This window comes from Thermogemmatispora onikobensis (genome assembly GCF_001748285.1).
Classification (GTDB): Bacteria; Chloroflexota; Ktedonobacteria; order Ktedonobacterales; family Ktedonobacteraceae; genus Thermogemmatispora; species Thermogemmatispora onikobensis.
In genome coordinates, this window is sequence record NZ_BDGT01000011.1 from 35,314 (window position 1) to 57,885 (window position 22,572).

The following is a 22,572-nucleotide window of genomic DNA, read 5'->3' on the forward strand; positions in this document are numbered from 1 at the left end:
GGCCGGTGACGGAGAGTCGTCTATCTCTCTTTCACGTGACCTGCTGCCAAGAGAGGCATCCGTTTCAGACGCAGAGCCGCCTGGCTCCTGCGACTCTGAAACGGATGATGCTGGTCGGGGAGGATCAAAGGGCCTCCCCGTTTGTATCAGTGTCGGCCCGGGCACTTCTGCTAAACTGAAGCTTTGTTAGAGCTGAGCTGGAGCGGAATCTGCGCCTCCTGGCTATTGGGAAGAAGATCGCTGTGCATCATAATCACTGTACAAGCCGTGGTTCCTTCCGGTAGTGTGAAGATAGCATCGCCGGTCTGGTTGGTGGTTCCTGCCTTCATGATTACGGGGATGGTACTCGCTGTAGGCGGGAAGCGATCGTTGCCGACCTGAAGGCGCAGGAAGTCATCGGCGTTGAAGCCAACATCCTGGTCGGACGGGTTATCGATGCGGAAGCTTAAGGTCAAGAAACGTTTTCCGCTATCCGCTTGCTTACCGTGAGCGCTCCAGCTCACAGTAGTGGACGTGACCGTCCATTTCATGCCGGCGTAGGTGGTCTGGGCGTTCGTTGGCTTGGTGGTAGAGGGATCGTATTTCGTGAGGTCGGGCTTGTTCTGGAGGGGGATGTCCATGATCGCTTCGGTGGGGGCTCCCAGACGCAAAAGCGTATGGTTCACATCCACGTTGCTGGGAACGGGGAAATCAAGCCAGTTGGTGCGTGTCGAGCTGGGTTGCGGGGCCCCGCCGTATTGTAGGGCGTTTGGTGCAACGCTCGTTTGATCGGGAAGGATCAGGCGAGCAATCTCATTATAGGAATAAGAGGCAAAGTCATTGGTCCTGTTGTTCTCCTTGAGGAGGACGCGCAAGAGCGCCTCACTATTGGTGGTATTGAGGTCATCAGGGAAGTTGGTGGCTAATTGAACATTCACGACGGTGATTGTGATGGAGGAGTAGGTCAAGGTGCCGTTCACAGGGAAGGTGCGGGTTGGGATGCTTGTTGGTGTGTTGGAACGGAGCGTAGTGCTCCCACTGGTGCCACTGCCGTGTGAAGAGGTGCTGGTGGTGCCGGTGCTGGTGAGGTTGCGCAGGAGGAGGTAACCGCCCAGGCTCAAGGCCCCACAGACGACCACGATCAGCAGAATGATCAGCAGCACGCCACAGCTGAGGCCGGTGATGACGCCGCGGCTGCCGTTCTGCTGTGGGCGCGCGTAAGGGGGGGGTACACTGACTGGCTGGGGTGGACGTATGGCTCCTTGCTGACCGTAGGGGGGAGTGGGAGGAAAGGGACCGGCAGGGGTGGGGGTGGATGGCGGGGAGGGCGTATAGCCCGGCTGGCCTGGCTGCCGTTGGCCAAAGACCGCTTGCTGCGGGCCGGAGCTGGGCGGCTGTTGATTGGGAGGCGGGGCAGGAGACCAGGCAGGAGGATGGGAAGGGGGAGCTGGTGAGGGTGGCGGTGACACAACGGTCCTCTCTGTCGACTCGGAAGATCCGGCTGGTCCCCCTGCTCCAGACGAGTGGGTAGGGTCGCCGGTTTCCGCACTGAGAACAGTACCGCACATTGAGCAGAAAGACTGCTGTCCTTGTAATGGGGCGCCACAGTTTGGACAGAAGCGAAAGTTGGACTGCATGGTAGAAGCCTCCTGTCATAAGGAAGGATAGGCAAAGGTGTCTGTCAGCAAGAGAACGCTGGAAGGGAAGAATTCTCTAGGGTGAATGTGAGCAATACGGAGTGAGGGCAGAGGGCTGGGAATCCTGCTCAAGGATGCTCCGTCGGCGCAGCTGGCCACCGCCATTCGGCGGGCGCTGGCAGGTGAGCGCATCGTTGATCTTAGCCCGGCAATGGCGGCCCTCAGCGAAGGAGACAATCCTCTGACCGAGCGCGAGCGAGAAGTCTTGCGGGCCGCTCTGCCTGGAGCAAGCATAGCCGAGATCGCGGCTCAGCTCTTTCTCTCCGAGGGAACGGTGCGTAACTATCTCTCAGTTGCCATTCAGAGGATGGGGGCGCGCAATCGCATCGAGGCAGCGCAGCTGGCCCGTCAAAAAGGCTGGCTTTAGGGGCCAGTGGCGTCAAAGGAGTCGTCAATGGAGGGTGGGGGCGGGTGTGGATGGTCCCTTTTGCCCGGACCTTGCTCGTGAGCGTACAAGGGCAGGAGCCAGAGAGAGCTGCTATAATAATTAGAAGTCAACGACGACAAGAGAGACGTCTTTGCTCGGGCCCGGGTAGTTGCGCGTCACAGAGAAGAAGCCTGCTATGGTACAGACCAGCGATGACAGCCGGACAAACCTGATTGCCAGCCTGCAGGAGCGTGCCGAAGAGCTGGCCCAGCTCAACCGCATTGCCATTGCGCTCACCTCAGAGTTTGACCTCCAGCGCCTGCTCCAGATGATCACCGATGCCGCGCGCAAGGTGACCGCTGCCGAGTATGCGGCCTTTTTTCTCATTCCTGAACTCACCAGAGAATCGCCGGAGCGGCGCAGCAAGAAGGGCCTCTTTCATCTGGCGGCCATCTCTGGCGAGCATGGAGTCGAAGAGCACTTTCGCCATGTCGGTCCGGTCGAGGGGGTTGGCGTGCTTCATCCCGTCTTCTGGAAGGGCACCTCAGTGCTGGTAGACGACGTCCTTGCTGACCGGCGCTACCTTGGCATTCCCCGCGGCCATATCCCCGTGCGCAGTTTTCTCGGCGTCCAGCTGCGGACGCGCGAGGGGTCGATCCTGGGGGCCTTCCTCATTGGCCACACTCAGCCCGACCGCTTCAAGCCGCGTCACGTCGAGCTTATCGAGGCCCTCAGCGCGCAAGCCGCTGTTGCCATTCACAACGCCCAGCTCATTGCCCGCGAGCGCCACGCCATGGAAGAGCAGGCCGCGCGGCTCGAACGCGAGGTTCGCGAACGCACTGCCGAGCTAGAGCGGCGCAACCAGGAGCTGACGCGAGTAGCCACCGACCTCCAGACTTTACATCACGAGCTCACCGAAGCTCAGAAGCGCCAGATGCTGGCCGACGAGCGCAGCCGCATTGCTCAGGAGCTACACGACCGCGTCCAGCAGACGCTATTCACCATTGGTCTCAAGGCTGACTGGGCGTTGGAGCAGCTGCCGCCGGGGTCGCCGCTGGAGCGTCCCCTGCTCACCATCAAGCAGCTGGCCTCATTGGGCACGGCCCAGGTGCGCGATGCCATCTTTGCCCTCTCCTCCAGCGAGCCACAGACGCAGGACGGCGGACTGATCAGTCGCCTGCATACCCTCATCCACGACCTGCGCGAATCTGCGGCGGGCCTTGACATGGACCTGGTAGTCGCCGAGTGGGCCAGTGCGCCGCCGGCAGCGATCGAGAACGCCCTCTTTAACGTGGCGCGCGAGGCTCTTTCCAACGTCCTGCGCCATGCCCAGGCGACCACTGTCGTGGTCACCGTGCAGGTCACGCGCACACAGGCCATGCTGGTCGTTCAGGATAACGGGGTTGGCCTGGCGCCGGAGATCCTGGAGAACTACCGTCACAATCCGGCCCATCTGGGGCTGCGCGGCATGCAGCAGCGGGTGAGCGACTGTGGCGGGCAGCTTCTGCTGGTCAATGGCGAGGAAGGCGGCCTGATCGTGAAGGCGGTGATCCCCCTTGATTCGCTTACTGATCGTCGATGATCACGAAATGGTGCGCGAGGGCCTGAAGGCCATGCTGGTCTCGGAGCCGGATTTCGAGATTGTGGGCGAGGCGGCCAATGCTGAGCAGGCCCTGGGGCTGGTCGAGCGCCTGCGCCCCGACATCATTCTGCTCGATGTGCGCCTGCCGGGAGTGAGCGGCGTCGCGCTCTGCCGTCAGGTCTGCGAGCGTTACCCTGAGATCGGGGTTATCATTGTCACCACCTATACTGATGAGCAGCTGGTGGCCGAATGTCTGCAGGCGGGCGCCCGTGGCTACATTGTCAAGGACATCGAGCGCTTTGATCTCAAGCGCTCGATTCGCGCGGTGGCGCGTGGCGAGGCGGCCATTGATCCCAAGGCGGCGGTGGCCGTGCTGGCCCAGCTACGCCGGACGCCGGTGCGCCAGGAGCCGGGGCCGGAGCCGCTGAGCGCCCAGCAACTGGTGATTCTACGCCTCATTGCGCAGGGCCTCTCCAGCCGCGAGATCGCCGCCAAGCTCTACCTCAGCGAAAATACAGTCAAGAGTTACGTTCAAGAGATCCTCCACCGTCTGGGAGTCAAGAACCGCACCGAGGCCGTCATGGTGGCCGTCAAGCAGGGCTGGCTGTGAGCGAGAGGGAGGCCGCCCTGCGGCTGCGGCCTTGGACACCTGGCCAGACGCTCTGCTGCAGCTTTTGCCGAGGGCACTTCCCTCCAAAAGCAGGGGAGTAAGACCCTGCATTCGGGGGTAACAGGCGCTTCCCCGCTCTGGCTATACTGGAAGCAGTGTAGACCATGCATAAACCACGCCACGCTCTGCGAAATGCTGATCCGAGACGCTCTGCACTCAGACCCAAGCCAGCGCCAGACAGGAGCGAGCACGTCACAAAGGCCGACTGGAGCCAGACGCATCCGGCCTGGCCTCGGGTCATGCCCCGCCCTGCCTGCTCAGTAGGCTGCCAGTGACGAAACGGAGGTGATCTCCCCTTGATCCCTGGTCCTTTTGACTATCAGGTGGCCAGCAGCGTTGCTGAAGCCATCGCCCTACTGGACCAGCACGGCGCCGATGCCAAGGTGCTCGCGGGTGGGCACAGCCTCATTCCCCTCCTGCGCTTCCGCCTCGCCTCCCCCGCCGTTCTGGTGGACATCAACCGTCTGCACGACCTGGAGTACATGCAAGAAGCCGACGGTACCCTGCACATTGGGGCCTTGACGCGCGAAGTCGACCTGGAGGCCTCGGACCTCATTCGCCGGCGCTATCCCATTCTGGCGGATACGGCCCGCGTCATCGCCGATCCCGTGGTGCGCAACTGGGCCACCATCGGCGGCAATCTGGCCCACGCTGATCCTGCCAACGATCACCCGGCGACCATGCTCGCCCTCGGGGCCCAGCTCGTAGCGACCGGTCCCACCGGCCAGCGCCTCATTCCGGTCGAGCAGTTCTTTACCGACAGCAGCTTTGAGACGACGCTGCAGCCCAACGAGCTGCTGACCGAGATCCGCATTCCGGCCCCGGCAGAGCGCAGCGGCGGCGCCTATTTGAAGCTAGAGCGCAAGGTTGGTGACTACGCCATCGCCGGCGTGGCCGCCTACGTTGTCCTGGACGGAGCCGGGCACGTCACCTACGCTGGTATCGGGCTGACCAACGTCGGCCCGACCCCCATCAAGGCCCGCGCCGCTGAGCAGCTCCTGCTTGGCAGCACCCTTGACGACGCGGTCATCGCCCAGGCCGCCAGGCAAGCCGCTGCCGAAGCTCAGCCTGTCAGCGACCTGCGCGGTCCCGCTGACTACAAGCGTGCGATGGTTGAGACATTGACCATGCGGGCGCTGCGCCAGGCGCGCAGCCGCGCAACAGGAGGCGCCTAGCCATGAGCATCCACCACATTCGCGTCACCATCAACGGCAAGCTCTACGAAGGCGACGTTGAGGCGCGTACCCTGCTGGTTCACTGGCTGCGCGACAGCCTGCGCCTCACCGGCACTCACATTGGTTGTGACACCTCCTCCTGCGGCGCCTGTACCATCCTGGTCGATGGCAAGGCGGTCAAATCCTGCACCATGCTGGCCGTGCAGGCCGATGGGCGCGAGCTGCTGACCGTCGAGGGCCTGGAGCAAAACGGCAAGCTCCACCCGCTGCAGGAAGGCTTTCACGTCGAGCACGCCCTGCAGTGCGGTTACTGCACGCCGGGCATGATGATGGCCGCCCTGGCTCTGCTCAAGCGCAATCCCGATCCCAGCGAGCAAGAGATCCGCGAAGGCATCTCGGGCAATCTCTGCCGCTGCACGGGCTACGTCAATATTGTCAAGGCCATCCAGTACGCCGCGCAGAAGCTGCGCGAGCCGCAACCCGAGCAGGTACCCGCCGGCAGCGGCGGCGGAGGTGAATAGCCATGACCACCACCAGTGCAGGCCCACACGTCCACGGCCTGGGAGAACCCTACAAGCGCAAGGAAGATGCGCGCTTCATTCGCGGCAAGGGCAACTACGTCGACGATATCCAGCTCCCGGGCATGCTCTATGCCGACATTGTGCGCAGCCCCTACGCCCATGCCCTGATCAAGGGCATCGACATCAGCAAGGCCCTGCAGGTGCCGGGCGTTGTCGCCGTCATTACTGGCAAAGACCTGGAGGCCGCCGGCCTGGCCTGGATGCCGACGCTCTCCGGCGATAGCGAGGCCGTGCTGGCCGTCGATCGCGTCCTCTACCAGATGCAGGAAGTCGCCTTTGTTGTAGCCGAGAGCCGCTACGCTGCCGCCGATGGCGCAGCCGCGGTTGAAGTCGACTACGAGCCCCTGCCCGTCGTCGTCGATCCTCACAAAGCGCTGGCGCCCGACGCTCCACTGCTGCGGCCTGACAAGAAGGATCGCCAGCCGACCAACCAGATCTACCACTGGGAGACCGGCGACCGCGCTGCCACCGATGCCGCCTTTGCCGAGGCCGAGCAGAACGGCGTTGTCGTGCGTCAGGACATGTACGTCCCGCGTATCCACCCGGCGCCCATCGAGACCTGTGGCTGTGTGGCTGATTACAACGCGGCCACCGGCAAGCTGACCGTCTGGATGACCTCGCAGGCTCCGCATGCCCATCGCACGCTCTTCGCCATCGTCTCCGGCCTGCCTGAGCACCGCATCCGTGTCATCTCGCCCGACGTCGGTGGTGGCTTCGGCAACAAAGTTCCCATCTATCCCGGCTACGTCTGCGCTGTCGTCGCAGCCCTCAAGACTGGCAGGCCGGTCAAATGGATCGAGGATCGTACCGAGAATCTGACCAGCACCGGCTTTGCGCGCGACTACCACATCCACGCGGAGATCGCCGCTGACAAAGAGGGCACCGTCAAGGCGCTGCGTGTCTACACCCTGGCCGATCACGGAGCCTTTGATGCGGCGGCCCAGCCGACCAAGTTCCCCGCTGGCCTCTTCCACATCTGCACCGGCTCCTACGACTTCAAGCAGGCGCACGTCGCTGTCGATGCCGTGCACACCAACAAAGCCCCCGGCGGCATCGCGTACCGCTGCTCCTTCCGCGTCACGGAGGCCTCCTATCTCATCGAGCGCATGATGGACACGCTGGCGCGTGAGGTGGGCAAAGATCCCGCGGAGATCCGCCTGCAGAACTTCATCAAGCCCGAAGCCTTTCCCTACCGCTCGGCCCTGGGCTGGACCTACGACAGCGGCAACTATGAGCGTGCCCTGCGCCTGGCGATGGAGAAGATCGGCTACGAGGAGCTGCGCCGCGAACAGGCCGAGAAGCGAGCGCGCGGCGAGCTGATGGGCATCGGCATCTCCTCCTTTACCGAGATCGTCGGGGCTGGTCCCGGCAAGCACTTCGACATCGCTGGCATCCAGATGTTTGATAGCTGCGAGATCCGTGTCCATCCCACCGGCAAAGTGCTGGCCCGCATCGGTGTCCAGACGCAGGGCCAGGGGCACGAGACAACCTTTGCCCAAATCATCGCCGCCGAGCTGGGTATCTCGCCCGACGACGTCGACGTCGAGCATGGCGACACCGATACCGCCCCTTACGGCCTGGGTACCTACGCCAGTCGCAGCACTCCCGTCGGCGGGGCCGCCACCGCCGTGGCCGCGCGCAAGATCCGCGACAAGGCGCGCAAGATCGCGGCCTATCTGCTCGAAGTAGGCGAAGAAGACCTCGAATGGGAGCCGGGCCGCTTCTATGTGCGCGGCAGCCCGAGCAAAGGGAAGACCATCCAGGAGATCGCCTTTGCCGCTTATACCAACTGCCCGCCCTATCTGGAGCCGGGCCTGGAGGCCGTCAACTACTACGATCCCCCCAATCTGACCTATCCCTTTGGCAGCTACATCTGCGTTGTCGACATCGACCGTGGCACCGGCGAGGTGCACATTCGCCGCTTCCTGGCCGTCGACGACTGCGGCACGGTCATCAACCCGATGATCGTCGAGGGGCAGATTCACGGCGGCCTGACCCAGGGATTGGCGCCGGCCCTCTACGAGCAGTTGGCCTACGATGAGGACGGGAATGTCCTGGGAAGCAACTTCCAGGACTACCTGATCCCGACGGCGATAGAGACCCCGCGTTGGGAGACGGATCGCACGGTGACGCCCTCGCCACACCATCCCATTGGGGCCAAGGGCGTGGGCGAGTCCCCGACAGTGGGCGCTCCGCAGGCCATCGCCAATGCGGTGGTCGATGCCCTGGCGCACGTTGGTGTACGCCACATCGACATTCCCATCACCCCGTGGAAGGTCTGGGCCATTCTCAAAGAGAAAGGGCTTGCCACAGCGTAGTGTGGCCCTCAGCAACCCAACCAGGTGGATGATGGCAGCCGCCAGACCGGAGGCCGGAGCCAGGCGCAGACAAGCAGGCAGACAAGCAGGCAGACAAGCAGACAGATAGATAGACGCTGCTTGCCGCCTGGCGCAGCCGGTCGCCGGTGCTGGCTGCCCGGAGGGAAACGGTATGCCTGAGAATGTGCTCAAGCTGGCCCAGCGTCTGGAGCAGGCGCGCAAGCCCTTTGTCCTGGCGACCGTGGTCTGGTGCGAGCGGCCCACTTCGGCCAAGCCAGGGGCGCGGGCTTTGATCCAGGCCGATGGCAGCATCAGCGGCTGGATCGGCGGTAGCTGTGCCCAGCCGGTGGTCGTGCGCGAGGCCCTGCGCCTCCTCCACGAAGGGGGCGACCCCTATCTCCTGCGCCTGGGCGCGCCGGAGGCTGGTCTTACGCGCACCGGTTCTGGAGTGCGCGTCTTCCCCATGACCTGTAGCAGCGGAGGAATTCTAGACATTTATATGGAACCACATCTACCGCCGCCGCGTCTCTTCCTGATTGGCGCCTCTCCGGTCGTAGCGGCTCTCGCGCGCCTGGCGCCCGTCCTCGACTTTGGCGTTGTCCAGATCGACGAGGGCGGCCTGGTCAGCATGCAGCCCGACGAGCGCAGCGCTGTCCTGGTGGCCACACATGGCGAATACGACGAAGAGGCCGTTGCCCGCGCCCTACGCAGTCCCGCCTGGTATGTAGGCATGGTTGGCAGCCGCCGGCGGGCCGAGGCCTGTCGCCAGTACCTGCGCGAGGCCGGCCTGGAGGAACACGTCATTGCTCGCCTGAGGGCGCCCGCTGGTCTTGATCTGGGGGCGGTCACACCCGAAGAGATTGCTGCCAGTATCCTGGCCGAGCTGGTTCAGGTGCGCCGGCGCCAGTCCGCCCAGGCGCCAGCCGCAGCAGCGTCGCCTGCCGTTGTCGAGGCGGCGCCTGCGACCGCCATTGATCCGGTCTGTGGTATGATAGTAGAAGTAGTCGCCGCCAGGCAGCGCAGCACCTATCAAGGGCAGACCTTCTATTTCTGCTGCCCCGCCTGCAGGCGGCTCTTCGAAAGCGATCCGCAGCGCTATCTTGCGCCCAAGGCACACGCAACACACGAAAGGTGACAGGTCGCTATGGATTTCTCTGGTTCGCAGACCATCGCCGCCCCGATCGATAAGGTCTGGGCCTTCCTGCTGGATGTCAACAAAGTCGCTGAATGCGCTCCCGGCTTTCAGAGTCTCGAAGTGCTCGGAGAGGAGCACTGGAAGGCCGTGGTCAGCGTCGGCATTGGGGCCGTGAAGGCCAGGTTTACGCTGGATGTAACGCGGCCCGAGATGCATGAGCCGGATCACATGGTGGTGAAGGCGCGGGGGAAGGCGCCGGGGAGCGCCGTGGAACTCTCGGGCGATATGCACCTGACGGCGGTCGATAGCAATCAGACGCGCATGGACTGGGAGGCCAAAGTGATTGTGAGTGGGACGATCGCCAGCGTGGGGGCGCGCCTCTTGCAAGGAACCGCTGAGAAGCTGACTGGCCAATTCTTTGCCTGTTTAAAGACAAAGCTGGAGCCAGGCGGGACCTCGCAGAGCTAGGGAGGCTCCGCGCCCCAGGGTCGTGCCTGGCTCCGCGAGCAGCTGCTGAGCAGAGAGGGGGCTATGGAGAGCGCAATTGAGCGTTGGTATGCTATTCATGATGCGCGCGCACAGCAGATGGAGGCGATCTATGCCCGCCTGGGGCGCTCCAGTGCCGGTTATTGGGACCGGCGCGCGCGCTTCTTCCATCGCAGCACGCGCGCACGTGCTGTGAGTGATCCATTCTTTCAGCGCGTGCGCCAGGGGCTGGAGCCGACGCTGAGCGTCCTGGATGTGGGAGCCGGAACGGGCCGCTTCGCTCTGGCTGTGGCACCGCTGGTACGGGTGGTCTACGCGGTCGAACCCAATGCCACTATGCTGAGCTATCTGCGTCAGGAGGCGGGGGAGCGCGGGGTGAACAACATCGTGCCCATTCAAGCGACCTGGGAGGCAGCTCCTGCCGATCTGCGTGCTGATCTGGTGCTCTGCAGTCATGTGCTCTATCCGATCCGCGAGGTGGTCCCCTTCGTCGAAAAGCTGCGCGCTGCGGCCCGGAGAACGTGCTATATTTACATGCGCGCTACCCACTTCGATGACTTTACGGCTCCCGTCTGGCGCCATTTTCATCACACGGAGCGAGCCCGCTCTCCGACCTATATCCACTTGCTGGATGTCCTCTTTGAGATGGGCATCTATGCCAATGTGGAAATTGTGAAGACGCCGATCTCGCTGCGCTATTCCTCGCTTGATGATGCAGTGGAGGAGATGCTTGAGCAGCAACTTCTGCCCGACGATGAGGCGACGCGCCGCGAATTGCGCAGCTTCCTGGCAAACTGGCTGGTTCCTGACAACGATGAGCTGGTGGTCCCAGGCGGTGAGATGGTGAGCGCCGTTATCTGGTTCCCCGGGGCGGAGAGAGCAGACCCCTGAGTGGTACTGGCCAGGAGGGCGCGCTGGCTGCCCTCTTTGGCCACGCTGTTGACTCGCTCGTTCCGTCCGGCCAACCTGCCCACGAGCAGGTTGGCCGGCTGCTCCTCATCCTCCTCTCGCGTTACTGCTGTAACCGTCTCCTGACGAACTGGCTGGCTTCCTTGTGGTCTGACCCTTGTCGCCCTGCCCCCAATGTGCTACTATCCTGGCAGATTGTCCATGAGGAGCTGAGCGTCTGCATGCAAGAATCCGAACATTCTGAGCGCACTGCTGCCGCTCCCCAGGCCCAGGAAGGCGCCGAGGAGAAGCCTGCTGCTTCTGAGCCGGCGGAGCGACAGGCAGGCGAGACGGCTGCGACAGCCACGCCGGAAACTGCTCTCGTTGAAGGGAAGAGCCAGCCTCGGGCAAAAAGTGGACCCGACTGGCTGGCGGTGGAAGTGGTGACCGTAGTGGGCCTGCTCTTCGCTATTATTGCCCGCTTGAATGTCCAGCCCTCAACGGCGCTGGTGCCTGTGGCGGTGCTGGCTGCTCCCGGCTGTGGCCTGTTGGTGACGGCCATTCGTAAGCTGCGCACCTTGCAGCGTCCCGGCCTGCTGGAGGCGGCCCTATCCGGCGCTATTCTGGCGCTGTGTCATCTGGGGGCCGCCCTGACTTATCCCTCGGTGCTGTCGACGCTCTTGGCTCAGGCCGAGCTGCGCCTGGCCTTTTTGAGTACCTGGGGCCTGGTGGCCCTCTTTGCGCTGGTGCTGAGTGTCGTCGGGGCCGCGCTCGGCCATTTGGCCTTCGCCCCGTTACGGCCACTACCGGCCCGCTCGGAGGCTGCCGCGAAGGTGAGGCAAGACCAGGTCTTTGCTCAGGCTGAAGAAGGAGAGACCTCGGAAGAGGAAGAAGGAGGAGCAGATTCCGGGGAGTCGGCGCTGGCGGTTTCTCTCAGAACTGACGAGGGCGCAATAGAAGTGCCAGCCCGGGAAACGGTGAGCGCTTCCTCTGAGACCGCTCAGGCAGCGGCTCGAATCATCGACGGGCAGGATAGAGAGGACGAAGCAGAGGGAGAGCAGGCGGGAGAAGCGGGGGAGGCTGCGGATGCTGGCGAGACGGTGGCGGATTCAAGGCCGACTCGCCGTCCGTTGCTGAGCTATGCGATCGCCGTTCTGTTTCTGGCGCTCCTGCCGACGGTAGTGGGCTACCTCTTCGCAGCGGCCTACGATGCCATGTTTGTCCTCTACCAGTTTGCGCCCGGTCCTTTCCCAACGCTGCGCCTGTTGTCGGCGCTTTTGCCCTGGCAGGTGCCTATTCATATCGACCTGAGCCGGCCCGACGCCGCCCTGATTATTTTCTCGCTCTTGTGGCGCATCCCGCTCTTCCTCGGCAATGGGACCATGTTCGATGTCCTGGCCCTGGAGCCAGTGGTCTTGAATGGTGCTGCTCTGGCCTTGCTCCTCCTGACCACCTATGGTCAGGAGACGACTGGAACGGCTGCTGCCTCTGGAGGAGAGCCGGCGCTGCCAGGCTGGCCATCCTACCTGCTCTTGGCGGCCTTGCTGGGCCTGGCGCTGGTGCTGGCTCCTGATCTCTGGATCTTTCAAGGTCTGGCGGGCCTGTTGCAGATTCCCCATGCCGATATCGCGCTGCCACTCCGTACGCTGCGCATTCTTGATCCGCTCACGTTCAGTCTGAATCTCGTGACGGGGCCGCTGCTCTCTCTGCTCCTGGCACTGGCCTTGCGCTGGCAGTATGAGCGTGCACATGCCAGCCGGACAGGCTGGTCGTGACGCTGGTCTTCGCCCCACCGGGCTTGCGCAATTGACCAGGCAGCGATTACTCTTACTCTCATTGAGTGAGTATGTATACTTATGAATGATCCACGTATTCTTGTCATCTTTGGTCTCTTCTTTGTGGCCCTGGGGGGGTATAACCTGGTGGTTGGGCGTCGCCGCTTACGCGCCCAGCCAGGGATGCGCCCCCTGCAGCAGGTCAATATTCTCACGGGCAGCGAGTACCTGCTGCTGGCGCTGGTCTTCTTCATCAGTGCTCTGGCCAGAACGACGCTGCTGCCCTCCTCGGTAACGCCCTATCTGTTCGGGGCCTCTTTTGCCTTACTCATCATCTCCCTGGTCCTGGCCGTGATGGTGGTGCGTATGGCCACGCGAGGACGGGCGGTACCCCGCCAGGGTGTGGGAGAGGCTGCTGTGGCCTCCGGTGGTGATCAGGCGAGGAGCGGCAGTCAGACGTTGGAGACGGTGGAGAGCGATCCAGAGCTGGAAGCGGCCCGGCGCCGGGAGCGCCGTCGTCGCCGTCTGGAGCATCGGCGCAGGATGGCCGAGCAGCGCCGCCGACGGGCAGGCAAAGCCTGAGCGAGATCAGGAAGAATGACGACGAAGAAAAGGGCGCCCCGACTCGCTCGAATGAAGAGCCGGGCGCCCACGGGGTCCTGTAGCCTGGTATAGCCTAGCTCAGGGCCTCGATCACAGCGTGCGCGATGCTGGCGCTCGATTGTGGGTTCTGGCCCGTGATCAGCAGCCCATCGCGCTCCACGTGGTCGGACCAATTGGGGCGGGTCACGAAATTGGCCCCCAACTCGCGCAGGCGCGTCTCCAGCAGGAAGGGCATAAACTTATCCAGCCCGGTGGCGCGCTCCTCCTCGTCGGTGAAGGCCGTGATGGTCTTACCCGCCACCAGTGGCTGGCCATCGGCACGCCGGGCCCCGACCAGGCCCGCTGGACCGTGGCAGACAGCGGCGATGACCTTGCCCTGACCCTCGAAGTCGCCAAGCAGGCGGTGCAGAGTCGTATCTTCGGCCAGATCGAACATCACGCCATGCCCGCCAGGCAGGAAGATGGCGTCGTAATCGGCGGCATTCAGCCCAGCCAGGGGCCGCGTATTCTGCAGCTGGGCCCGGGCCTCGGCGTACTTCTGGGCCTCTTCCTCCTTGGGTTCGCTGCGCGGGTCAACGGGCACGCTGCCACCGCGCGGGCTGGCGACTGTGATCTGCCAGCCTTGCTCTTTGAAAGCCTGATAGGGAACCGCGAATTCCTCAAACCAGATCCCGGTCCGGTGCTCGTCGTCAATGCGATCGTGACCAGTCACTACCATCAGAATACGACGCGGTTGAGCCACAGAGAACTCACTCCTTTCTTCGGGTCTCGGCTAGGAAGGCAAGCTGTGCTCTGCACAGAGAGAGATGCATCTTACCACGATTGAGCGACGCCCACTCGCTGGAAACGCTGCGTCTCCTCTTCGGTGCTTTGGCGCGCCGCTCCGCTGACATTCTATATCGTGGCCCGGCTATAAAGCAAATAGTCTTTCTGATGATATAAGTTTATGATTAATCTGGAGTGGTACCGCTGCTTTGCTTTGCTGCCATCTACCGCGCCGGAGCTGTCTTCGGGGTGGCGTAGGCCCTCTTGCTGATGCTGCCTGCGGTGACCCAGCACCTGACGGCGCTGGAGGCCGCCGTGGGTGAGCCGCTCTTTCTGCGGCACCGCGGCAACAAGGAACTTTACAACCAGATTGTGCAGGAGGCCGTGCCAGGGCCAGAGTGGCTGGCATCATGACCGCAAAAAACGGTCACTGATGACCGTTTTTTTGGGATGCTCGAAAAGGCTTGACTGAGGCCGCCTGCGATGCTATTTTAGGAAGGGTACCGTCAGAATGCCTGTTTAGCCCGCTCTGGGATTGAAAGGGGATTGAAAATTGAAACGCTAAAGACCTTCCAGCTCAAGCTGCATCTCTGCCAGACCCTGCTGAGCGGCGTAGCGGACCGTCAGGCCGCTGATGCGACAGGTCAGATTCTGGCCGCTGCCCGTAGGTGCCAGGCTATCGATCAGCGTCACTGCATCGAAGAGCTGTAGCGCTGGATTCAGCGGCACAGTGATGCGGTGGCGACTGGCGGCGCGCTGCTCCTGAGCCAGCAAGAAGGCCGCCTTCTGAGCGCATTGGCTGGTAGTGGTCAGCTTGTGGTCAATGTGGTAGCGCAGGCGCTCGCAGCCCACCTGCTGTACATGGAGATCGTCGTAGGCCTCGGCGGTCGTCAAAGCTTGAGGCGAACCACTGGCCGGTGGCCTGCCACTGACGATGATATGGTTGGCGCGCTCGTCGCTACTGCCGATACTGAGCAGCTCGATCTCGGGCTGGTAGGACCAGACAGGGGTCTCGCCGCTACTCAGCTCGCGGAAGCGCAGGACCTCATCCTGGTCGAGGAAGTAGACCAGCCCGTATGTATTGCACAGCTCGTCGAGGGCCGCGCGGTAAGGCTGGCCTGCCTGGATGACAAAAGAGGGAATAGTCTGGCTCAGCTGGTCGGTAGCGGGAAGAGCGATGGTAAAGAGGCCAGCCCGGGCGCAGACCTCGCTAATCAGAAAGGCCAGCGTCTGGCCATTGTAGCTGTTCTGGTAGCGGGCGAGCAGATCGAGCTGGCGCGTGCGATCGTTGGCGACGAGCAAGAGGCGATGCTCCTGGGGAGAGCGCAGAAAGTGGAGCTGACTCAGGACATAGCTGCCAGTCTTGATCTGCGTCGGAGAAGGCGGCGTACCTGCGTAGTAGCCTTCGCTCAGGGTCAGCGTGGCTCCCGGGCCGAGTGGACGGTAGCTACCAGCGCTGCTGACCAGCGCGTTATAGCTGCCACCGCTGTTGTCCAGCAGCACCTCTAAGCGAGCGGGACGGCCTGGGCGCTCCAGGCGCCGATAGGCCAGCACAGCGGGCGAGAGATCGAGAGACTGCTGAGGGTTAGTGCTCTGGAAGAGGGGGGCGCTGGCGATCGTTGGCATCGTCAGGACGTAGGAGCGCGGACCTGCGTTTCCACTGGCGGGACTGGCGACGGGCAACACGACGGCCCCATAGGTACAGGACAGCATGTGCAGAATAGTCCCATTTGACCAGTGGACCAGGTCCAGCGACTGGCGCAGTCGTGGGTAGCTGTAGACTGAGCCGGTCAGGTTGCCGCTGTCGGCCTCGACGCAGCTCAGAGTGTAGAGGCCATCCGCGAAGGAGAGGCGCGGAGCCAGGCGCATAATAGCGGTAGTCGTAGCCGGGGCGATCGCCACGCCAGAACTCCACTGCCCATTAGCGGCGTTGAAGGTGCAGGTGCTCAGCGAGTAATTATCTGAGTAAATCAGCGTGTAGAGGGAGCCAGAGCAGGCGCTGGCCAGTCCGCCACCGGCTCCCAACGGTGGCAGTGACCAGCTCTGCAGACTGGACCAGCCAGTGCCGTTGAAAAAAGAGCAACCCAGGGCTTCGCCACCAACGACATCGTAGAGAAAAAAGACATCGTTGGTGCCAGCGCAGGCAATACCTTTGATCAGAGCGTTGCCCGGTGGGGAAAGCACAGTTGTCGGGCCGCTCCAACTCAGGCCATTGTTGGCTGAGGTCCAGACCCAGAGCTGGTTGCCGCCACTGCCACGCTGAGCGAAAGCCCGCAGCAGCCCCCCACAGTTAGCAACAGCGCAACTGCCGTCCTGATTCATAACGCCAGCCGCGCCCGGTAGCGTCACCCAGGCGCTGGTAGCCCACTGGCTGGCCTGAGCAGGATCAGTGATGCGTTGAACCTGGAATGTCCCGGTAAGAAAGGAGCTGGCGCGCGCCAGACGGACACGCACGATGCTGCCATCGCTGGCGAGACAGGCGTCGTGCCAGCTCTCAGGGGTCCCCGGGGTCTGGTAAGGAGCGTAGTGGAGGACATGGTCGGCGACGTTGAGAGTCAGGACTGGGCGGCGCGTAAGGCTGTTGAGAGCGGCGCTCAGGGGATTGGGAAGAGTACGAACCATGAGGGGAATCTCCTGCTTGGTGGGGGAGTCTCTGGCCTGGGCCTGCTGCTGAGGAGAAGAAAGGAGCAGGACAACAAGCACAGGGGATAGGGGAGGAAGACGCTGCTTCACCCGGCGCGGGGGACGCGCCCCAACCTCCTTTTATCAGTAGTAGTATAGCTGAGTGACAGCGCGAAAGCAAGATGTCCCGCTGAGAGGGCGGGACATCTTCATATAGACATTAGTCTATATAGTCGCCGTGCGCGGCTGGTGCTGATGAGAGGAGCGAACCGATCCAGGCGGGGGCCGCCGAATATTGTGCACAATGCATAAATATTTGAAGTGAGAATTAGCTATTCTACTCATTTACGGGGGAAATAGAAAATGATACTGTATAACCAGAGAAACGGATTGGGCATAATTAACAATAGCGTCCAGCCTGGCGGCTGATGCAGGGCAGGGCAGCGAGCGGGATCGGCGAGCAAGGGCGCCAGCGATCTGGGGCTGTCTGATCCTGTTGCCGCGCGAGAGGTGAAGGAAGGACGGATAGCAAGAGAGACAAGAAAGGAAGAGAGGCGACGCGCCATGAATGCGCCCTTGCTCAAAGAAAGCTTTGGGCTGATTGCCCCTCAGAAAGAAGCTTTCGCGCGCCAGTTCTACGAACGCCTTTTCGCGACCTATCCGCAAACGCGCCCGCTCTTTGCCAACACCGACATGCGGCGCCAGGAAAGCGCTCTCATGGCCACGCTCGCCGCCGTGGTCGCTGGCGTTGAGCGTGGGGAGAACCTTGTGCCGGTGCTACACAAGCTGGGTGAACGCCATTATCGCTATGGTGTGCAACCGGAGCACTATCCCCTGGTTGGGCAAGCCCTGATTGCCACCTTTGTCGACTTTCTTGGGCCGCGTTTCACGCCGGCCATGCAAGATGCCTGGGTACAGGCTTTTGAGGTCATCAGCTCCCAGATGATTGCTGCTGGTGAACCATAGCACGTTGCGTGGGGGGGCATCGCACTGCTTATTTGCCCTCCTGGGTGCGAATGCCCCTCCCTCCCCCCACCTTGCTGGGTCTTTCCCTTAAGACTGGGGCACGGAAAGGTCCGGCTTCTCCTCCGCCAGCCCGTTGGCCAGCCAGGCGGCGCGGACGCACTGCTTGAGCAGCATCACATTCGTCAACGGGCCGACGCCGCCCGGCGTTGGGGTGATGGCTGCAGCCACCTCGTGCACCGCCTCAAAGTCCACATCGCCCACGATCCCCCCTTCTGGCAAGGCGTTGATCCCGACATCGATGACCACCGCTCCCGGGCGCACCATCTCGGCGGTCACCAGGCGTGGGCGTCCGACAGCGGCGATCAGCACATCGGCCTGGCGCGTCAGCGTGGTCAGGTCGCGCGTACGCGAATGGCAGACGCTTACCGTAGCGTTGCGCTGGAGCAGCATCAAGGCCAGTGGCTTACCCACCACATTGCTGCGTCCCAGTATCACCACGCGCTTGCCTGCTAGCGGTATCCGATAGCGATCGAGAATCTCCATGACGGCGGCGGCGGTCGATGGCAGGAAGCTAGGGAGGCCCAGGAAGAGATTGCCGGCGCTACCTGGGCTGATGCCATCGATATCTTTCGCTGGTGCCACCGTATCGGCGACCATCTTCTGCGAGAGATGGGCGGGCAAGGGCATTTGCACGATGATGCCGTGGGTACGCTGGTCCTCATTGAGCTGAAGCAGCAGGGCGCGCAGCTCGTCGGCGCTTGTCAGCGCTGGCAGCTCCTCTAAACGGGCCTGCACGCCGATCTCGCCAGCCAGGCGTAGGATAGCCTTGGTGTAAACGCCGGAAGCTGCGTCGCCGCCCACGCGCACAATCACCAAACCGGGCGGGTATCCTTGCTGCTCACGGAAGCGAGCGATCTCGTCCCGCAGCTCTCCCCGAATCTCGCTGCTGAGGGCGCGCCCGTCGAGAATCGTTGCGCTCACAAGGCCCCTCCTACCAGGCGAACCACGTCGGCATGGCCCGTCTCCACTTGCTGCAGGGCCGTCTCCAGGCGCCCCTGCAGCTGCTCGACCAACTGCTGGTTTCTGAGCGAGCGCACATTGACGCGCACCATCCAGGCCGCGCCCTGGGCCGCGCTCACCACCAGGGCGGCCCCGGCAGCGATGTCGCTGCGGACGTTCTTGTTGCCAATCTGGGCCAGGCGCACGCAGAAACCCATCAGCTCCGCCGCCCGCTCGGCGACCTCCAGGGGCACCAGGGCCGCCTCATGGAGGCGTACCTGAATGACGCGGCTGCGAGCCTCGTTCTCTTCAGCGTTCCCTTTGGGAAGCCGAAAACTCATGGCCAGTCGCTCGTAGGCGTCACTATCCTCTTGTATGAGTTGCTGGAATCGCTCGCGCAATTCCTCTGTCTTCTGTAGAATGTCTTCGATCTCATCCTGTACATCGGCGTAACCACTCTTGCCAATAGTGAGTCGGGTGACCATGCTGGCAAGGGCCGCACCCATCGCTCCACTCAGCGCCGCAGCGGAGCCGCCCCCGGGTGTTGGTTGAGAGGAAGAGAGGTCATTAAGATACTCCCGTAGGGATTGATCTAGATACATGTACATGTCCTTGCAAAGAGCAGTAGCTATTGGCTGTCTGCAGTATCCCAGAGGGACAGGCGTTTTGTGGGACATTATAGCACAGAACTATTGATGCTGCGCGTGCTCTCGTGCCTGCTGGTGCGGCGGGTGCAGGCTGGGCCTGGAAGCTTGAGGATGAGAGAGGCTGACCTTGAGCCACCGTTTGGGGATCGACGTGGCTCAGGGCACGCTTCCAGCCCAGCTACAGGTAACGGCGCCGGTGCTTTAGCTGGAAGAGGTAGGCAGGTTGTTAGGGTTGGGGCTGGACCACTGCTTGAGCCATGCCGGGTCTTCTAGCGAGAAGAGGAAGCATCTCGCCTTACTAAGGGGGCGGAAGCTGGCGGCCCACAAGGCACAGCATAGGGACACGCGCAGTGTTCGACGGGTGCTGAATCGGCTTGGTCGCCGGCAACGACACCCCACCCAGACCTTCGCGCAGACGGTGGCCTGGCGCCTGGTGGACTGGGTGCCCCTACAGGCGGTGCTGGTCTTCGAACGGCTGCAGGTGCCTCTTACCGCAGCAAGAGCACATCCAAGGGCGGACCCTGCGGCGCAGGCTTGCGCTGTGGCAGCGGGGACTGATCCGCCGGTGGGCAGAGCAGCAGGCCCAGGGGCGGGGGCTGCGTGTGGTGGAGGTGAATCCGGCCTATACCAGCCAGACCTGTTCTCGCTGTGGGCAGCGAGGGAACCGCCGCCGGCACGCTTTCACTTGCCCACACTGTGGCTTCCAGGAGCATGCTGACATCAACGCCGCGCGCACTATCCGTACACGCTTTCCTGTCCTACGGGGCAGTGGGCTGCCATCAACCAGCCCTGAAGCCCGGGCCGACGAGGCTGCGGGCAAGCCCCTGGCTTGAGCCTGGGGCCGTTGATGAGAAAGAACGTTGCTAGACTTACTTCTCTGCCTGCCTCTCTGGCAGATATCCCGAAAGGGTAGTCGATCCCAAAAAAAGCGCTCCGTACGAGCCGGCTGTCTGTCCGTGATCAGACAGGCAGACGCTTCGCACGGAGCGCGGCTACTCTCTCCCTCAAGGAGGAAGGGTAGCGGGCCAGCGAGCTAGCTGGCCGTTGCCACGGAGCAAACCGCTTTCAATCGAGGCGGCATCAGTCGTATCAGTAGCCGCTCAGAATGCGCTGCTTCTCGGCCTCAAACTCGGCCTCTGTCAGGACTCCCGAGGCGCGCAGCCGCTCCAGCAGCTGCAGCTGAGCCAGACGGGCATCCGTCGAGGCACCAGGATTCTGGGCCGGCGCCTGATAGGGCGGATAGCCATAATAGCCCTGCTGATAGTATGGCGGGTAGCCCTGATACGGCTGGTTGCGTCCCTGCCAGCGACCAAGCATATAGCCCAGGCCGCCCGCTAGCAAATCGCCGAGCAGTCCTCCGCCAAAGCCGAAGCCGAAGGGGAAGAAGACAGGGCCACCCCAGCCCCAACCGTGATGGTGATGATGATGCATACGGTTCACTCTCCTTACTGTGTAAGACTGTGTAAGCTTCTCTTGCCTTCCTTTTCGTTCTCCCCCGCCCTCTGGAAGCACGCGCGCCAGCCGTTCTCTCTGGCGCTCTCCTGGGTGCTCCCTCCAACCAGCTAGAGAACCGGCAGGCAGATCAGGAGGCAGTCAGCCGGCTCAAAACTCGCTCGGGGCTGTTGCTGGCGCCCGGCGTTCTGCTGCCCATCCACTCCTCTCTCCGGCTCACGTACGTCGTCTGCCTGCCGGCCTTTTTCTCTCCTCCACTCAAGAGATACGCACGAGGAGTCCACGGGTTAAATGCTCTTCAGCCGGCTCCTTGCCCCTGGTGGCAAGCCGCCCTCGCCTACTGACTCCTCGTGCTGGCTTCCCGCTGGGCTGCTCTCTCTTCCGCTCCCAACGTATGGAACACCGTCGCCTGACCATCCATTTCTTTGGTGCGGGCGGGGCAGCGGGCGCGCTGCGTCGGCTGCTGGCCGCGCTGGCCGCATAGATGGCGGAGCCGCGGAAGGATTCCCGCCGATAGCCACGGCAGGCAGGGGGGCCGCTCTGCAGCAAAGCCTGCAGCTGGCGTTCCTTGCAGAGGAACAAAAGAGCAGCGAGGTGGGCGAAGCAGGAACGGCCTGCCAGTTCAGTGCTGGGCGTCTTCCTTCGTCTCAGCGAGTCTATCGCTCTCGCCGCGGAGAGTAGTGGGGTTGAGCCTACCGGCGAGAGCTGAGTCAGACGGTTGGGAGGAGCAGAGCGTGCCGCAGGAAGCCGGCGGCAAAGGATCTGTCAGATTCTTGCGCGCGAACTCCTCAATCGCGGCAATGACCTGGCCAAACTCCTGGCCTGTGGGCGTCAGATGATACTCGACGCGCGGCGGAATCTCCAGGAAGGCGCGCCGCTCGACAAAGCCCAGTTCCTCTAGCAAGCGGAGGCGTTGAGTCAGGGTGCGCGAACTGATGTGGCCTAGCTGCTCCAGCAGCTCGCTGAAGCGCCGCGGCCCGGACAAGAGATTAATGACGATCAGCAGAATGCAGACATCGCCGACCAGGCGAATGGCTCGCCCCATTGGGGTTGTTGCGTTACAGGCCTCCGGCCTCGCCGCCGGCTGTTCTCGCTCAGCTCTCTTCATGGCTACAGTATATCATACTATAAATAAGAAAGCAACATCCTTGACGATAGAAACTTTCTATGATACCCTTACTTTCATAAAGAAAGAAAAGAGAGGCATCGCTGCCGAGGAAGAGAGAAGTCTCTTCCCGGAGCGAGTCGGCAATAGAAAGGAAAGGAGTGGTCTTCTCATGTCAACAACCCTGAGCCTGGGGCTGCTTATCCTGCGTCTCGGGGCTGGTTTAACGCTGACCGGGCATGGACTGCAGAAGCTTTTTGGCTGGTTTGGCGGAGCGGGACTGGCGCGCACGCGCGAGAACTTCGCGCGTCAGGGCCTGCAGCCGGCCTGGCTCTGGGTGACGCTCGCTGTTCTGGGGGAGGTAGGGGGTGGTCTGGCGGTGGCGCTGGGCTTCCTCACCGCTGTAGGAGCAGCTGGTATGGCGGGCGCGATGGCAATGGCGACCTTCAAAAGCCACTGGCGCAACGGCTTCTGGATGCAGCGCGGTGGCTATGAATATAGTCTGCTTCTGCTGCTGGTGAGCATCGTCATCGGTCTCACGGGGCCGGGCAACTATGCGCTCGATGCCCTGCTTGGCATTGGCCAGCGAGAGACAGCGCTCTTTATTGGGCTGGCCCTGGCTGCACTCATCGTGGTAGCAATTGGGATTGTCATTAGTCGCAGGCCGCAGACAGCCTCGCAGGATGCCTGAGCCTGTCTGCTTAAAAGCTGGCTGGCTCGCGGCGCCCTGTCGGACAGTTCGGTCTGGGACTGGAGCCGG

21 protein-coding genes and 1 pseudogene are annotated in these 22,572 nt (G+C 62.7%); 15 read left to right on the forward strand and 7 right to left on the reverse strand.

Annotation, left to right across the window (positions count from 1 at the left end):
• Positions 1-170: 170 nt before the first annotated feature.
• A complete protein-coding gene (locus tag BGC09_RS06945) occupies positions 171-1,448 on the reverse strand; it encodes a hypothetical protein (protein ID WP_245688573.1) in 1,278 nt (425 codons plus the stop codon).
• A 292-nt stretch (positions 1,449-1,740) separates the two neighbouring features.
• Here BGC09_RS06945 and BGC09_RS06955 point away from each other — a divergent pair.
• The 11 genes and pseudogenes from BGC09_RS06955 to BGC09_RS07005 all read left to right on the forward strand — a co-directional run.
• Positions 1,741-2,043 (forward strand): annotated as a pseudogene (locus BGC09_RS06955) (response regulator transcription factor); the annotation flags it as partial.
• A gap of 196 nt (positions 2,044-2,239) precedes the next feature.
• A complete protein-coding gene (locus tag BGC09_RS06960) occupies positions 2,240-3,625 on the forward strand; it encodes a GAF domain-containing sensor histidine kinase (RefSeq protein ID WP_069803175.1) in 1,386 nt (461 codons plus the stop codon).
• A complete protein-coding gene (locus tag BGC09_RS06965) occupies positions 3,600-4,235 on the forward strand; it encodes a response regulator (protein WP_069803176.1) in 636 nt (211 codons plus the stop codon). Before BGC09_RS06960 ends, BGC09_RS06965 begins: the two co-directional genes overlap by 26 nt.
• Positions 4,236-4,591: 356 nt before the next feature.
• The gene (locus BGC09_RS06970; RefSeq protein WP_069803177.1) at positions 4,592-5,470 is read left to right on the forward strand and encodes an FAD binding domain-containing protein; all 879 of its coding nucleotides are present in this window, start codon (positions 4,592-4,594) and stop codon (positions 5,468-5,470) included.
• Positions 5,471-5,472: 2 nt separating this feature from the next.
• On the forward strand, positions 5,473-5,991 hold the full coding sequence (locus BGC09_RS06975) for a (2Fe-2S)-binding protein (protein ID WP_069803178.1): 519 nt from the start codon (positions 5,473-5,475) through the stop codon (positions 5,989-5,991).
• 2 nt (positions 5,992-5,993) lie between these two features.
• Positions 5,994-8,369: an aerobic carbon-monoxide dehydrogenase large subunit gene (locus BGC09_RS06980; RefSeq protein ID WP_069803179.1), complete on the forward strand. Its 2,376-nt coding sequence runs from the start codon at positions 5,994-5,996 to the stop codon at positions 8,367-8,369.
• Positions 8,370-8,541: 172 nt separating this feature from the next.
• A complete protein-coding gene (locus tag BGC09_RS06985) occupies positions 8,542-9,504 on the forward strand; it encodes an XdhC family protein (protein WP_069803180.1) in 963 nt (320 codons plus the stop codon).
• A gap of 9 nt (positions 9,505-9,513) precedes the next feature.
• Positions 9,514-9,972, forward strand: a complete 459-nt coding sequence (locus tag BGC09_RS06990; RefSeq protein ID WP_069803181.1) for an SRPBCC family protein — start codon at positions 9,514-9,516, stop codon at positions 9,970-9,972.
• A 63-nt stretch (positions 9,973-10,035) separates the two neighbouring features.
• On the forward strand, positions 10,036-10,881 hold the full coding sequence (locus tag BGC09_RS06995) for a class I SAM-dependent methyltransferase (protein ID WP_069803182.1): 846 nt from the start codon (positions 10,036-10,038) through the stop codon (positions 10,879-10,881).
• Positions 10,882-11,120: 239 nt separating this feature from the next.
• Positions 11,121-12,653 carry a hypothetical protein gene (locus tag BGC09_RS07000; RefSeq protein WP_069803183.1) on the forward strand — a complete coding sequence of 511 codons (1,533 nt, stop codon included), beginning with the start codon at positions 11,121-11,123 and terminating at the stop codon, positions 12,651-12,653.
• A gap of 81 nt (positions 12,654-12,734) precedes the next feature.
• Positions 12,735-13,235: a hypothetical protein gene (locus BGC09_RS07005; protein ID WP_069803184.1), complete on the forward strand. Its 501-nt coding sequence runs from the start codon at positions 12,735-12,737 to the stop codon at positions 13,233-13,235.
• A gap of 94 nt (positions 13,236-13,329) precedes the next feature.
• Here BGC09_RS07005 and BGC09_RS07010 read toward each other — a convergent pair whose 3' ends face one another.
• Positions 13,330-13,974 carry a type 1 glutamine amidotransferase domain-containing protein gene (locus BGC09_RS07010; protein WP_069803230.1) on the reverse strand — a complete coding sequence of 215 codons (645 nt, stop codon included), beginning with the start codon at positions 13,972-13,974 and terminating at the stop codon, positions 13,330-13,332.
• A gap of 311 nt (positions 13,975-14,285) precedes the next feature.
• Between BGC09_RS07010 and BGC09_RS22515 the strand changes: the two genes are divergently transcribed.
• Positions 14,286-14,435, forward strand: a complete 150-nt coding sequence (locus BGC09_RS22515; protein ID WP_141727670.1) for a helix-turn-helix domain-containing protein — start codon at positions 14,286-14,288, stop codon at positions 14,433-14,435.
• A gap of 147 nt (positions 14,436-14,582) precedes the next feature.
• Here BGC09_RS22515 and BGC09_RS07015 read toward each other — a convergent pair whose 3' ends face one another.
• Positions 14,583-16,643 (reverse strand): hypothetical protein, encoded by a 2,061-nt coding sequence (locus tag BGC09_RS07015; protein WP_141727671.1) that lies wholly within the window; start codon positions 16,641-16,643, stop codon positions 14,583-14,585.
• Positions 16,644-17,207: 564 nt separating this feature from the next.
• On the opposite strand from BGC09_RS07015, the gene BGC09_RS07020 reads away from it, so the two are divergent.
• On the forward strand, positions 17,208-17,609 hold the full coding sequence (locus BGC09_RS07020) for a globin family protein (RefSeq protein ID WP_069803186.1): 402 nt from the start codon (positions 17,208-17,210) through the stop codon (positions 17,607-17,609).
• Between the two features lie 87 nt (positions 17,610-17,696).
• Here the strand turns inward: BGC09_RS07020 and BGC09_RS07025 are convergent, their stop codons facing one another.
• Together BGC09_RS07025 and BGC09_RS07030 are read right to left on the reverse strand one after the other, a co-directional pair.
• Positions 17,697-18,590 (reverse strand): bifunctional 5,10-methylenetetrahydrofolate dehydrogenase/5,10-methenyltetrahydrofolate cyclohydrolase, encoded by an 894-nt coding sequence (locus BGC09_RS07025; protein ID WP_069803187.1) that lies wholly within the window; start codon positions 18,588-18,590, stop codon positions 17,697-17,699.
• Positions 18,587-19,210, reverse strand: coding sequence for a cyclodeaminase/cyclohydrolase family protein (locus tag BGC09_RS07030; protein ID WP_069803188.1), 624 nt, complete (start codon positions 19,208-19,210; stop codon positions 18,587-18,589). The genes BGC09_RS07025 and BGC09_RS07030 overlap by 4 nt, the downstream gene beginning before the upstream one ends.
• Positions 19,211-19,629: 419 nt before the next feature.
• Here BGC09_RS07030 and BGC09_RS23380 point away from each other — a divergent pair, with 419 nt between their 5' ends.
• Positions 19,630-20,088 (forward strand): zinc ribbon domain-containing protein, encoded by a 459-nt coding sequence (locus BGC09_RS23380; RefSeq protein WP_176728865.1) that lies wholly within the window; start codon positions 19,630-19,632, stop codon positions 20,086-20,088.
• A 256-nt stretch (positions 20,089-20,344) separates the two neighbouring features.
• Here the strand turns inward: BGC09_RS23380 and BGC09_RS07040 are convergent, their stop codons facing one another.
• Both BGC09_RS07040 and BGC09_RS07045 read right to left on the reverse strand, forming a co-directional pair.
• A complete protein-coding gene (locus tag BGC09_RS07040) occupies positions 20,345-20,686 on the reverse strand; it encodes an SHOCT domain-containing protein (protein ID WP_069803190.1) in 342 nt (113 codons plus the stop codon).
• Between the two features lie 643 nt (positions 20,687-21,329).
• Positions 21,330-21,815 (reverse strand): winged helix-turn-helix transcriptional regulator, encoded by a 486-nt coding sequence (locus BGC09_RS07045; RefSeq protein ID WP_084658068.1) that lies wholly within the window; start codon positions 21,813-21,815, stop codon positions 21,330-21,332.
• Positions 21,816-21,984: 169 nt separating this feature from the next.
• On the opposite strand from BGC09_RS07045, the gene BGC09_RS07050 reads away from it, so the two are divergent.
• Complete coding sequence (locus tag BGC09_RS07050; RefSeq protein WP_069803192.1) at positions 21,985-22,503, forward strand: DoxX family protein; 519 nt, start codon at positions 21,985-21,987, stop codon at positions 22,501-22,503.
• Positions 22,504-22,572: the final 69 nt, after the last annotated feature.